Source organism: Embleya sp. NPDC050154 (assembly GCF_044460165.1).
Lineage (GTDB): Bacteria > Actinomycetota > Actinomycetes > Streptomycetales > Streptomycetaceae > Embleya.
Genome location: NZ_JBITJP010000051.1, coordinates 1 through 12,813 on the forward strand (window position 1 = coordinate 1; position 12,813 = coordinate 12,813).

General features: G+C 69.2%; 10 protein-coding genes and 1 pseudogene. 7 read left to right on the plus strand and 4 right to left on the minus strand.

The features are described from left to right. The first annotated feature begins 140 nt into the window (after window positions 1-140). The 5 genes and pseudogenes from ACIBSV_RS49520 to ACIBSV_RS49540 all read left to right on the plus strand — a co-directional run bounded on the left by ACIBSV_RS49520 (window position 141) and on the right by ACIBSV_RS49540 (window position 3,799). Window positions 141-428: a hypothetical protein gene (locus tag ACIBSV_RS49520; RefSeq protein ID WP_395874403.1), complete on the plus strand. Its 288-nt coding sequence runs from the start codon at window positions 141-143 to the stop codon at window positions 426-428. A gap of 430 nt (window positions 429-858) precedes the next feature. Next, window positions 859-1,563: a class I SAM-dependent methyltransferase gene (locus ACIBSV_RS49525; protein WP_395874405.1), complete on the plus strand. Its 705-nt coding sequence runs from the start codon at window positions 859-861 to the stop codon at window positions 1,561-1,563. A 118-nt stretch (window positions 1,564-1,681) separates the two neighbouring features. Next, window positions 1,682-2,095 (plus strand): annotated as a pseudogene (locus tag ACIBSV_RS49530) (helix-turn-helix domain-containing protein); the annotation flags it as partial. A gap of 365 nt (window positions 2,096-2,460) precedes the next feature. Beyond that, a complete protein-coding gene (locus ACIBSV_RS49535; RefSeq protein WP_395874407.1) occupies window positions 2,461-2,817 on the plus strand; it encodes a hypothetical protein in 357 nt (118 codons plus the stop codon). 466 nt (window positions 2,818-3,283) lie between these two features. Further along, a complete protein-coding gene (locus ACIBSV_RS49540) occupies window positions 3,284-3,799 on the plus strand; it encodes a DinB family protein (RefSeq protein WP_395874409.1) in 516 nt (171 codons plus the stop codon). 555 nt (window positions 3,800-4,354) lie between these two features. Here the strand turns inward: ACIBSV_RS49540 and ACIBSV_RS49545 are convergent. Both ACIBSV_RS49545 and ACIBSV_RS49550 read right to left on the minus strand, forming a co-directional pair. After that, window positions 4,355-4,783, minus strand: a complete 429-nt coding sequence (locus ACIBSV_RS49545; protein ID WP_395874411.1) for a hypothetical protein — start codon at window positions 4,781-4,783, stop codon at window positions 4,355-4,357. A gap of 409 nt (window positions 4,784-5,192) precedes the next feature. Then, complete coding sequence (locus tag ACIBSV_RS49550; protein WP_395874413.1) at window positions 5,193-8,060, minus strand: transcriptional regulator; 2,868 nt, start codon at window positions 8,058-8,060, stop codon at window positions 5,193-5,195. 183 nt (window positions 8,061-8,243) lie between these two features. On the opposite strand from ACIBSV_RS49550, the gene ACIBSV_RS49555 reads away from it, so the two are divergent. Next, window positions 8,244-8,411 (plus strand): hypothetical protein, encoded by a 168-nt coding sequence (locus tag ACIBSV_RS49555; RefSeq protein ID WP_395874415.1) that lies wholly within the window; start codon window positions 8,244-8,246, stop codon window positions 8,409-8,411. A 969-nt stretch (window positions 8,412-9,380) separates the two neighbouring features. Here the strand turns inward: ACIBSV_RS49555 and ACIBSV_RS49560 are convergent. Beyond that, the gene (locus ACIBSV_RS49560; protein WP_395874417.1) at window positions 9,381-9,815 is read right to left on the minus strand and encodes a hypothetical protein; all 435 of its coding nucleotides are present in this window, start codon (window positions 9,813-9,815) and stop codon (window positions 9,381-9,383) included. Window positions 9,816-9,819: 4 nt separating this feature from the next. Continuing rightward, window positions 9,820-10,815, minus strand: a complete 996-nt coding sequence (locus ACIBSV_RS49565; RefSeq protein WP_395874419.1) for a protein kinase — start codon at window positions 10,813-10,815, stop codon at window positions 9,820-9,822. A 736-nt stretch (window positions 10,816-11,551) separates the two neighbouring features. Between ACIBSV_RS49565 and ACIBSV_RS49570 the strand changes: the two genes are divergently transcribed. Further along, complete coding sequence (locus ACIBSV_RS49570; RefSeq protein WP_395874421.1) at window positions 11,552-12,214, plus strand: hypothetical protein; 663 nt, start codon at window positions 11,552-11,554, stop codon at window positions 12,212-12,214. Window positions 12,215-12,813 lie beyond the last annotated feature (599 nt).

The following is a 12,813-nucleotide window of genomic DNA, read 5'->3' on the forward strand; positions in this document are numbered from 1 at the left end:
CGCTCGAACAACTCCCACAACTCGTCCGGCACCAGCCGCTCCACAAGCGTCGTCACACACGCCAGAATAGCGAACACACCAAATGAAACGACTTCCAAGTCCGCAATCACCCGTCCTGGAACCGGCACACCACCCTGGCCATGCTCGCCTTCGTGATCCTCGCCCTCGCCGCTGCCGACCAACCCGACGGCGGTCGGACGCTGATCAGTGAAGCTTTCTCAGCGAAGATCATTTCAGGGGCTTCACGTCTTTTCTCAGCCGGACACATCTGCCACAGTCCGTCCCCAAATGGGCAGTTCAACCCTCTTCGCGAAGATCATTTCGCTAAGAAAACCTCAGGTGGGTCGGTCGCGTATGTCGAGGCCACCGGCGGGCAAAAACCCAAGCTCGGCCCCCGCCAGGTGAGGCTCGCCCGCGAGACGGCGTGACCCGAGGCCATGCATGTCGATTGGCGTCACCCAAGCCCCGACCGCCACTGACACATTCCGTGTCGCCATCGACTGACACGCCCGTGTCGCCCGACAGTAGGTGTCGGCGAGGTTCTTGCGGTCGGCACCGACGACGTATCGCGTCTCGTCGACGAGACGGAGGTTGTACGCGACGCCGGGCGCGAGCGCGTCGCCTCGCCCAAATGCCTAGGGTGGAGATCCGACGCACCCGGCCTGAGCCCGAAGGAACGACGCCCGTGATCGTTGTGTCCGATCCGAATTTCGACGAGGTGGTGCTCACCGGATCGGTGGACGACCTGACGGCACCGCAAGCCCGACAACCTCAGCCGCTACGTCAAACCGTCACCTGAGGCGATCGCCAGACTGACCAGCCTGCTCGCCCCGCAGGACACACGGCACTGAGCCATCGATGGCTGCCGTGGAACCCGCCGACGATCGGGCGGATGTGGCGCCGACCGGCGAACGGCTCGAACATGCGCGGGTGTTAGGTTCTCTCGTTGTGGAGCACCAGGACGAGACCAGGGCGGCCTACGACGGGGTCGTCGAACTCTACGCGTCGATGTTCGCAAATCGGTTGGAGACGCACCCGTTCTCGCGGAACATGATCGGCACCTTCGCCGAGCTGGTGCGTGGGACGGGGAACCCGCGGGTGGCCGATGTCGGGTGCGGGCCCGGACATCTGACGGCGATGCTGCATGAACTGGGGCTGGACGCCTTCAGGCTCGATCTCTCCCCGGGCATGGTCGACCACGCCCGGCGGGCCTACCCGACGCTGCGGTTCGACGAAGCGCGGATGGAGGCCCTGCCGGTCGAGGACGGCGTGCTCGCCCACTACTCGATGATCCACACCCCTCCGGAGGAACTACCCGCGCTGCTCGCCGAGCAGGTGCGTGTCCTGGCCTCAGGGGGCTTGCTCCTGGTCTCGTTCTTCGCCACCGAGGGTCCCGAGCTGGTTCCCTTCGACCACAAGGTGACGCCTGCGTACAGCTGGCCGGCGGACCGGTTCGCTGAACAGCTGGCCGATGCCGGGCTCGTCACGTTCGCCCGGCTGCTCCACGACCCGGCCTCCGAGCGGGGTTTTCTCGACGCCCACCTGCTGGCCCGCCTCGGCTAGTGCGTTGACCACGAACGTTCGCCGGGTTTGGTGACACGCTGGTCGGCAGTCGCGGCGGTGGGCCTGCCGGCCTCGCTCTGTGACGGCATGGTGGTCGGTGTCGAGGATGAGGTCACAGATGGCAGAGCCGGTCAGAGCACGGCGGTTGACCGATGAAGAGGGGCAGAAACTGCAGCGGATCGTCCGGAGAGGCCGTCACGAGTCGGTGCGGGTGCGTCGGGCGTTGATCGTCATGGCGTCGGCGTCGGGGACACCGGTGCCGGCGATCGCGCGGCTGGTCGCCGCGCACGAGGACACCGTCCGGGACGTGATCCACGCGTTCAACGAGAAGGGCCTGGCCGCGCTGGACCCTCGGTGGGCGGGAGGCCGTCCCCGCCTGATCAGTGATGACGAACGCGAGTTCGTCATCGCGACGGCCACCACCCGCCCGGTCGCCCTGGGGCGCCCGTTCACGCACTGGAGCCTGCGCAAGCTCGTCGACCACCCGACCCGCAACCCGGTCCGGCGGGTGAGGATCGGCCAGGAACGGTGCTGGGTCATCGGCGCGAACGACTCGTCCTGGGTGCTGACCAGGTACATCAGGATCGCGGCCTGTGCGCCGCTGATCGCGCGGGCCGCGAGGTCCTGCGCGAGGACCTGGGCGAGAAAATGGTTGCTCACCAAGGAGTAACCGGTGTCGCCCTGCATGTCGTGCGGGGCGCGGAAATGCAGGTCCACCGACACACCGGCCAGCGCCGGTGGGTCACGATCGGTGCCGGATATACCGGCTGGAACCGTCGGCATCTCGGCGTTCGTCCGTCTGAGATGGATGCTCGCGCCGACACCCGATCCTCGCCGAGGGCCGGGAGGCGTAGAGGTTCCGTGACCCGGTCCGTGTACCAACCGGAGGGGCAGTACATGATCCAGATCAACATCAAGTCCTGGCAGCAGGCCAAGGCGAACGACGGGCTCGACCGTAAGCACACTGGATGGGTCGAGGGGATGACGCCGGAGGAGGTCTACGAGGCTGCCCGCGGTTGTTGGCCCCTCGGCGAGCAGGCCAACCGCGAGAAGTTCGTCCACAAGGGCGTCGTGCGCTGCGTTATCGAGATCGACCGCATCGACACCACCTCGGAGGACGGGCGGCGCGCGATCGTCGGCCGTCCGGTTAAGGCGGGCCACCCGTTCCACGACCGCTGGTACGCCATGTCCGCGCCCAGCGACCGCGGTGGCGGCTCCATCACCTACATCGACGACACCGCCAAGCCCGTGTAGGGAATTCGGGTCGGACAAGACCCGGACATCCGAGGCGGTGCGGTGACAAGGGTGCCTTGCCACCGCACCGCCTCCACCGCCTTCGCCCTCCTACGAAACCTTGGTGATCGCTCCGGAGACGAACCACTGCACGAGGGTGGCGGCCGGTGTTTAACATGACCATGGCGTTGAGGACCAGGCCGAGCGCGCCGAGTTGGTCTCATCCGAACTAGCCGAGCACAACAAAGAGTTGCCGATTCCTCGGGATCCGTAACGGAACGCGACTATAGGAAAGTTGGGCTCCGCAGCTCGTCGGGCGTGTCGCGGAAGCCCCTTGTGGTGCTGCTGGGCGATGTCGCTGGGTGGCCGCCTTGAAGTGCGAAGACGATGGCGCGCCCCGCGGCATCATTCGAAGATCACCAGTAAATCGCGGACGAGCCCGTCACCCAGGTGCCCCCTCCCGACCGCCCTGGTAGCGTGCGCCGCCATGTCATCGGAACTGAAACGCCCCCCGCTCCAAGCGGACGAACGCACCGCGCTCGTCGGCTGGCTGGACCTGCAGCGGCAGATCCTGCGCTGGAAATGCGAAGGGCTGAGCGACGAGGACGCGCGCCGCCCGGTCATCCCGACCTCACCGGACATGACGATGGCCGGTCTCATCTCCCACATGCGCTGGACCGAGCACATATGGCTGGAAGTGCTGTTCCTCGGCGGTGACAAGAAGCAGAACCCCGCATTCGACGAGTCAAGCAAGAACGCCGACTGGCACACCGACGGTCGCCCCCTCGCAGAGCTCCTCGCGGAGTACGAGGCCCAGTGCACCCGCAGCAACGAGATCGTTGCCGCAGCCGACCTGGACGACGCCGGCCGCCACCCCGACTTCCGCGACGGCAGCGCCAACCTCCGCTGGATACTGATTCACCTCGTCGAGGAGACGGGGCGACACGCAGGGCACGCGGACATCGTCCGGGAGCTACTCGACGGCACGAAGGGCTACTACTAGTGCAGCTCCGCGAAGCGGGGCTTCCCTCAGGAGCCAGGCCAAGACGCCGCACGACCCATCCGGGAGAGCCGTTACTGGTGATCTTCGCATGATGCCGCGCGCGGCGAACCCTCGTCTTCGCAGTTCGAGACTTCGACCAGCGACATCATGCATCAAACCTCAGTAGTCGCTGGCCGGGTCTGAGGTGAGACGGCCTGCGCTGGTTCGGAAGTCGGGCATCCCGAGGTGCACGGTGGTGTGCCGGGCGGACACGTCGCGCTCGCGGTGAGCTTCTGCTCGGCGGAGGCGAGGCACCGGCCGTGACCCACCCCGGATACGACCTCCTGACCGAATCGTGAGTGGCAAAGATGCTGCGAAGACTCGCTTTCCGCGTGGTCGAACGACCCTCGGGAGATACGCCACCGATCGGTAGCCGACGCTGGACCAACGTCCGTAGGTGCGGTCGACGTTTAGCAATAGCAGCAAGGGGCCTGTCGGATGACCGGGCAAGAACCCCTGGTCAGAGCACCTCGGGTAATGCCTTGGCGCTAACACGGGAAGGCGGCGAAGCAGGGCCTACTTCCTGAAAGCGGCCGGGAGATCGTAGCGGGGAACCAGGTACCCGCCGAGCTCGTCGTCGTGACCGACAGCGCCGACGGCCACCAAACGCCGCGCAACGCCGAGGACCTGGTCGACATCGGCGGGCACGGTGTCCTCGCCGGGCAGCGACATGGACTGTTGATCCAGGCACATCAACACGACGGCGGCCATCGTGCGTTCACCGCGAACCGGGATCAGCCCGTGCCCCAGGGCCCACAGCGACTTGGCGACGTCGACCTCCATCGGCGCACCGTCGAAGTCGAACCGGCAGGTCGCGGGAAACACCCGGCCGCCAATCACCTCGAGGCGTTCCCGAATCACCACCCCCCGCGGAAACGAGGGCGCTTCTGCCCCCGACCGTGCCGCAGGAACGCCACTCGCCCGAACCCGACCCTTGCGACCCATGTTCCGACCTTCCTCATCGGTCTCCCGGTCCTGCCGACTGCCCCGGTGGAGTTCGACTCCGAGCCCGCCCCCGCCATCTCCGGTCCGCTGCTCGACGCGACGCGGACCGGGTCCTGCATTCGCCGTGGAAGCCCGGGGACTTCGAGCGTATCGGCGTTCGCGAGCAGCAAGCGGGGACTTCGGACGATGGCCTCACTGTCATCGCGCGCCGACGCCACGTGTGGGGACCTTGCCGTGGATGCAAGGCTTGTGCTCCGGGTGCAAGGCAGATACGTGGTCGGCGACTATGGCCATGCAGGCGTGAGCATCCGGACGACGATCGGGCCGTGGACGCCGGCACACCGAGCCCCAACTCCGAGCCGACGAGGCCCCGGCGGCCCACGACCCAAGCAGCACCGAAATCGGCTTCTCACTCGCCGAGACCATGACGCATCAGGTCTGTCAGCGGACCACCGGCCGCTCCTTCGCGCAGTTCGACGACTCTCCGCAGGGCGTGGTGGTTTCCGGCATCGGCGGCGGCGCGGGCGAGTCTTTCGGAAGCCGCATGGTCCCCCGCGGCTTCGCGCAGCATGGCCAACTGCTCCAGTGCGTGGGTCGCGCCGGCGCATGCCGCAGCGTAGGCCAGCCGTTCGGCACCTGCACGGTCCCCCAACTCGTCACGCATCTTCGCCAGTTGCCCCAACACATCGGCGTCGCCGGCCTCGGCAGCGGCGTAGGCCAGCCGTTCGGCACCCGCATGGTCTCCCGCGCTGTGCCGCGCCCTGGTCAGCCACACCAGGGCGAGGAAGGTCCCGGCGTCGGCGGCGGCGTAGGCCAGCCGTTCGGCACCAGCCGGGTCGCCCGCACGTTCGCGCAGTTTGGTCAATTCGCACAGCGCGTCGCCGTTACCGAGGGCGGCGGCCGCGTGCAGCAGCCGCTCGGCGCCGGAGCGATCGCCGGCACGCCGGCGCAAGTCCACCAACTCTGGGATCGCCCGGGCGCGCGCCAGTTCGTCGGCGGCGTGGGCAAGTCGCTCGGCGCCGACATGATCACCTGCTTGTTCGCGCAGCAAGGCCAGGTCCTTGAGCGCGCGGCGGTTGCCGGCGGCAGCCGCGGCGTGGACGAGTCGCTCGGCGTCGGTGTGCTCACCTGCCTGTTCGCGCAGGAGTGCCAATCGCCATAGCGCTTCGGGGTGACCTGCGGCGGCAGCCGTTTGCAGAAATCGTTGGGCGTCCTCGTGCTTTCCACTGTTCTCGCGGTGGCTGCCCAGCCACGTCAGGACTGCGGGATAGCCGGTTTCGGCAGCGGCTTGGGCGACGCGTTCGGCGTCCGCGTGGCCGCCCGCGTCCTCGTATGCCTGGGCTGCGACCAGCAGCAGGTATGGGTGTCCTGCTGCGGCGGCGGTCAGGGCGAGCCGTTCGGCGCCCGCAAGATCACCCGCCGGCCTCATACGCCGGTCGATCAGCCAGTGCGCGGCCTGCGGGTTGCCAGCGTTGAAGGCGGCGCGCATCAGGCGTTCGGCCTCCTCATGGTCGCCCGCCGAATCGCATCTCTCGATCATCTCGCCCAGCGCGTCGGGGTGGCCGGCCTCGGCGGCGGCGCGTATCAGTCGTCCGGCTTCCGCGTGGTCGCCCGCCTCCTCGCGCAGCGTGGCCAGTCGGGCCAACGCGTGAGAATTTCCCTCGGCAACCGTGTGGAGCAGGCGCTCGGCCCCTGCACGATCCCCCGCCTTCTCGTGCAGGATGGCCAGTTGATCCAGTGCCACGGCGTCGCCCGTGTCGGATACCACCGCACCCAGCAACGCTTTCGCGTGGTCCAGACGCATTCGGGCCCGCGCCGCGTCCGCGAGCCGGTGCCGGTCCATGGGACCGTGTGCGTGCTCGAGCGCGGCCTCCCAGAACGCCGAGGAGGGACACAGTGCGCCGCGGGTGCGGCGGCCGTGTTGTTCCAGGACGTCCGCCAGGCGATAGACCGGAGCGCGGTCGACACGTTCGCGATGGATGGGGCGCATTCGGGTCAGGGGCGCGACGGCGGCGCCCGGGCGGCGGGCCGTGGCGGCGGCCATGGCGTTCTCGAACCATCCCGCCACGGCGTGCTCGTTCCACTCGTCGTCGGTGAGGTAGTCCTCCGCCGCCGCCTCCAGAAAACTCCAAGGCACGCTGGGGCCGTGGCCCAGGCGCCGCGCGTCCATCGCGGCCTCGATCACCACCCGCAGCGGCGCGGAGGCATTGCGGAAGCGGGCCAACAGGGCCGGAGCACCCGCCAGATACTGGGCGACCGCCCCGTCACGGCCCTCGGCCATGGCCTTGGCCAGGCGCGGGTCCGCGGTGGCGGCCACGCGCAACGCCTCCAGATCGACCCCGGCGAACGCGGCCGGCACGCTTACGTCGGAGCCCATCAACAACGCCCGTGCCTGGGCATGTTCGTCACCGGGCCCGGTCAACGCGGTCCAGTACTCCGGCCACAGCGTCGCCAGCACCAATACCGGGCCCCGTGCGGGATCCCGCAGCAATTCGCGCAGACCGGCCGCGACCTCTTCTCCGGTGTCGTCGGCGGTCAGCAGGTAGAACTGGGCCTCGTTCAGCCACACCACCGTGCGCGGACCCACCCGCGGCAAATCCGCCAGGGCGGCGTCAGGGCGGCCGGGGTCGATCGGATGCCACAACCGCCAATCCGCGGGCAGTCGCCGGATCGCCTCCCAGCAGGCCCGAGTCTTGCCCGTGGAGGACGCCGCCACCAACGACACCAGCGAGCCCGAACCCCCCACCGCTCGCGCTACCGCCATCCGCAACCGCTCGTCGTGGGCCCGCGACACATACACCGGCAACTCCGGCAAGTCCTCGCGGGCGTGTTCGGGCGCCGCGATCGCCCGGTGGACCTCCAACGCGTACGGATCCGTGAACCCGCCGATCGGACGCCCCGCACACCCCTCCTCGTCGCGGTCCCCGACCGGGCCGGGGTCGGCGTGGCCACGGCGGGGACGACCACGCGGGCGGCGTTCGCGCACCGCCTCCAACCGCCGCTCCTCCCACACCCGGGCGGACAACGGACGGCGAACGGGACCGCGTTCGGTCGCCAGACGCTCCAGCAACTCCACCACGCACCGCAATCTGTGCGAATCGGAGGGGACCGAGACACCCGAGAACCAGCCGCTCAACGACGACGGACTCAACTCCACCGCCGGCCGCTGGGCCGCGCCATGACGGACGAGTCGGTCGTAGCCGGGCGAGCCCGCCTGCTCATACAACTCCCGCAACCGCAGCGCGAACCGCTCGCCCGCGCCGCCCTCGCCGCCCATCCACGCCCCCCCGGTTCGACCCACTTCGGATCGAATCGATTCCGAAATCCCCGCACCGACGGGGCCACCAGCGTAGACACCCGGACGACCCAGGGGAGTGGTCGCCGAAGAAATCCCGAACGGGCTTCGTGAAGGTCGACACCACCCCGCGCCGCAAGGGGTGCGACGACTCGGGAGACGACCATGGACGACACCACACCCACCCCCGCGCCCGCCGCCCGACGAGCCCGCTTTCGGACGCGGATGGTCCGCGCAAGCCGGTCCCTCGCGGCGAACGCCGCGCGCGGTGCCGCGACCGGAGCCGGCACTGCCGTCGGGGGCTGGATCACCTGGTGGCTGATCAACCGCTGACGGGACCGGGAACAGAGATTCGAACGACGCACTCGGTTGTGATTCCTCGCACGGGGCGGGAACGACCGGCCCCGGCACGAGCGCGCAAACGCAATGGTGTCGGCGTACACGGCTACATGCTCAGGCCGGTACAAACCGATGTGCTCACGACGGATCGTGGTTCCGATCCTTCCCGCTCGTGAGGTCGAGTGCTCCGTCGCGCAGGAGGAAGTGGCGGGCCGCTTTGTCGTCGACTGTGACGAGGGGCCGGCTTGTGCCCTGGAACGCCTCGGTCTGCAACCAAAAGCGGGCGGGGGCGGTGCCCCGGACGGCGCGTAGACACCACAGGCTGTCTGCGGCGCTTTCGGGGCGGGGCGGCACGGCCAGGCCTACCGATAAGTCGGGGCCAGTGCCTTCGCCCCGCCTGCTTCCGGAAGTGGTGGGGCGGAGACGGGTGTAAGGGGCAGCCGGTGGCGACGCGCAACAGCTCGGCCAGGGTGGTGCGTTCGCGGTCGGTCCAGCCGGTGCCGACGGCTCCCGCGTAACGCCTCCGTCGGGGCCGGGTCGGCCCATCGGCAGTGACCCTGGCAGGCGGGAAAGGCGGCCCCCGACCGCGACCGCATGCCCGGCTCGTGCCGCGCCCCTGAACGGTCTCCCGAATACCGACGGTTGGGCGGCCTGCCCCGGGCGGCCGGGAAGGGGCTGGGCAATGGAACCTTCGACAACTTGGGGCGCGGACGGATATTGCTCGCCGGAGGCAAGCAAGTTGCCCTCCGGGGGCAAGTCCGGATGCGATGTGTCGACCCAGGGGTGACACATCGGGCGGTGAAGCCGGAGTGGTGTGGAGGTCACGATGGGTTCTCGGCCGTGGCGCAAGACGTTTTCGACCGTAGTCTCTCACCATGCAGTCCACTCGATGATCCACGACGGCACCGCACCTGCCGACTCGGGCGTCGCGCGGACCGGGTGTGCCGCTGGCTCCTGCGGGATTCATCTGGCCCGTATGCGGCTCGTTTTGCGGAGGGCCGCTGCAGTTCTTCGCCCATCTCCCGTCGAGTACGGCGTTCGCGTCGCCGGGTCGGCGGTGGCCACCACCAGTCGGGTCGTGCCGTCCGGGCCCCACCACCCGAGTGTCGCGTCGGCGGCCCACCAGGTCTCGGTGTGTCCGTCGCGGAAGGTTCGGATCACCGCGTGCCAGTCGCCGGGATTCCGCGGTCCGCTCCAGGTCAGGACGCGGGCGGCGTCGACGGGGGTGTGGGCCTGGTCGGGGCGTGCCCAGGTCCCGTGCAGCGGCCTCAACGCCATCACGAACGGCAGTCCGGCGTCGGCGAGTCCACACCGGTAGCCGTCCTGGTCGCCGTACGCGCTGTCGGCTGCGACGGCGCGGGACGCGAACCCCGCATCGTGGGCGGCGGCGGGGCGCACCGCGTCACAGTGTCCGACCGCCGCCCGGCTCGTTCGGCCGGATGCTGTTGCCTCCGGAACGCCGGGCTCCGCCGACCCGGGAGTATCCGTTCACGGGGGTTGGTGCGGCGTCCGGGCCGTGATGCCCCATGCCGCGCGACCGGTCCACTTTGGCGCCGGCCGGTCCGGCCGCCTTCGCGAGTGCGGGAAGAACCCGGCGGGCCGGCAACGCTCCTCGCGCCGCACGTTCGGCGCGGCGCGCGACTGCAGCGATCTCCCCGAGGCGGGCGTGGGCCTCGTGCGCAGTCAGATGCTTTCGGTGGTCCCCGTGTGCCAGATCGCCGATGAGACCGGCCAATTCGGAGCCGGCCCCGGCGTCCAGCGCAAGCCTGCGGTAGGCACCCGGAACAGCCAGCTCGTGCACCCGTTCTTCCGCGGTGATGGGGCCGCACAACATTTCGGCGAGCGCATCGCCCAGACCCCCGACGTCGTATGCCACCCCGTGGGCGCGCCGACGCGGGGAAAGGTCGGGGTCGACCGCGGTTGCCTGTCCGAAGTCCATGATCCTGAGGACGCCGTCCTCGCCGAGGAGCATGTTTCCGCCGTGCAAGTCGTTGTGGTGGATGCCCGCGTCGTGGATCTTCGCCAGACCCGCGGCGGCCTGTTCGCCCAGCTCCGTGACTTCCCTGGGGGTGAACCTACGGCCTTCTGCGACAAGTTCGCGCAGGTGGCGGCCTGCGATCAGCTCGGTGACGGCGAACGGCAGACGGGGGCCCAGCGCTGCGTAGTAGCCCAGTGTACGGACCACGTGGGGGGACGGCTGCACGCGCTTTCCCAGCCTGACCTCGTGCATGAGGTCGCGGTGGACGTCGACGCCGTGGAGGTCGAACAGCGTCTTGAGCGCCACGCGGGTCCCGCTCCGCCGGTGGACGGCAGCGTAGACGACCCCCTGGTGGCCTTCCCCGATCGGGTCCGGCGAGAGGAGTTCGAGGCCGTCGGGCAGGAAGCTTGCTCCGGTCACGGGGAGCGGTCACCCCCCTCGGCGCTTGAGGCGACGCCGAAGCCGACCCGGCGCCATTGACCGCCGATGCTGAATCTGCCTCGAAGCGCGACTCGTACGGCACCGACCGCCCGCTCTGGTCCCAGTGCCGGAGGGCTGTGCCCGGGTGTGCGCGGCGTGTCGGCGGCCTCGGCGTACGAGGCCGATGATCCGTGGCGCGCCGTTGTCGCCGAGAACGATGTTGCCCAGTTGGAGGTCTCCGTGGGCCACCCCGGCGGCGTGTATGGCCCAGGGCCTCGGCCAATGGCCTGCCCACCTCGACGGCCTCGGACGACCCGAACCTGCGTCCGGGTACGGGATGTCGCCGAGGCTCGATCCCTCGACGAGTTCGGTGGGGACGCACGCTGGTCCGGGGCCGTCCGGGCCGAGGTCGTGGGCGACGGTGCCGACCACATACGCGAGTCCACCAGACCCCCGAGTGTGACGTCTTTGGCGAGAGCCCGGCTGCTGCGGCCGGAAGGTGGCGCGCGATGGCTTTTGCCGACTCCCCCGGCACAGCGGTCCACGCAACCCCTCGTCGGCTACATGCGAATCGACGCAACGCTAGCACCTGGTCCCGATGCCCCGGCGCATCTGCGTGATCATGCCTGGAAGATGCGGGATCGGGACAGCGGGTTGTCCAACCTGTGCGGTGGTGTGGAGGTCACGATGGGTTCTCGGCCGTGGTGCAAGACGTTTTCGGCCGTAGCCTCTCACCATGCAGTCCACTCTGATGATCTACGACGGCACCGCGCCGGCCGATTCCGGCGTCCTGCGGACCGGGGGAGTGCCGCTGGCTCCTGCGGGATTCAGCTGGCCCATATGCGGGTCCTTTTGCGGCGGGCCGCTGCAGTTCTTCGCCCATCTTCCCGTCGAGTACGGCGTCCTGTCGGTGTTCGTGTGCCAGAACGATCCCGGCGCGTGCGAGTTCTGGGACGCGACGTCCGGCGGGAACCGGGTCCATCTGTTCCCCCGGGAGGAACTGCGGCCGGTCGAGGTGCCCGCGACGGGCGTCACGCTGCTGCCCGCCGCCTCGGCCATCCGCACCCACGTCGTGACGCTCGACCCCGCGGAGGACGGCGATGACGGCGATGACGACGAAGTCGCGCCCGACGCGTACGACCTCGCCCGCTCGGGGTGGAAACGGGAGCCCGAAGAACGATTCGGGAGGCAACGCGAAGTGCTCGGGTCACTCGGAGGCAGCCCCTCCTACCTCGAGGACGACCGACTGCCCACATGCCCCTCCTGCACCGGCACGATGGAGTTCGCGGCACACCTGGAGGAGGGAATCTCCGCGCAGGCCGCGATGAACCTCGGCGGCCGGCTGGGCTATGTCTTCGTCTGCCGCGCCTGCCGCGAAGGTGCCTTCCTCACGAACTGAGCGGCACACCCCACGCAGCCGACGCTCCGTCAGCCGCCCACCGGCGGCCGACGGAGGCTTGGCGCCGGTTCCGTTTCGATTGCGGTCGGTTGCCCCTCACTCGGCGGGGTGCTCGACGATGCGGCGGGCGACCTCAGGGGGCTGCGGTCGAACCTCCCGGCGAAGACGGTCGTCTTCACCCTCTCCTTCCAGGATGGTGAAAGACGAGGTCGACTCCCTTGTCATCCACGAGCGGAGTCGAGACGTTCAACTCGCCTTCCGTGGCGAGAATGCACGAAGCCGCTACCGGACTCGGCTGCCTTTCCCATCCGTGCGGATGGCCGGGCTTTCGTCAACGCATTCCTCGTCTGCGGTCACAAGGTGGCTCCACCGAGCGCGCGAAGAGCCGGGTGGCCGCGTGTCGGAGAGCGCGCTTGGACTTATGGCCGTTGCGATCCTCAGATGTCGTTCACTGTGTCGGGATCGCGCCCGATGCAGCCGCGTTGCGTCGCCGCGCGAAGCCCAGGAGCGCGTCTGTCGACGTGAATACCTCGAACCCCAGGCGCTGAAGCGGGCCGAGCGGTCCCGCCAGCGCAGCGAGGAGGAGAGAGCCATGGGGC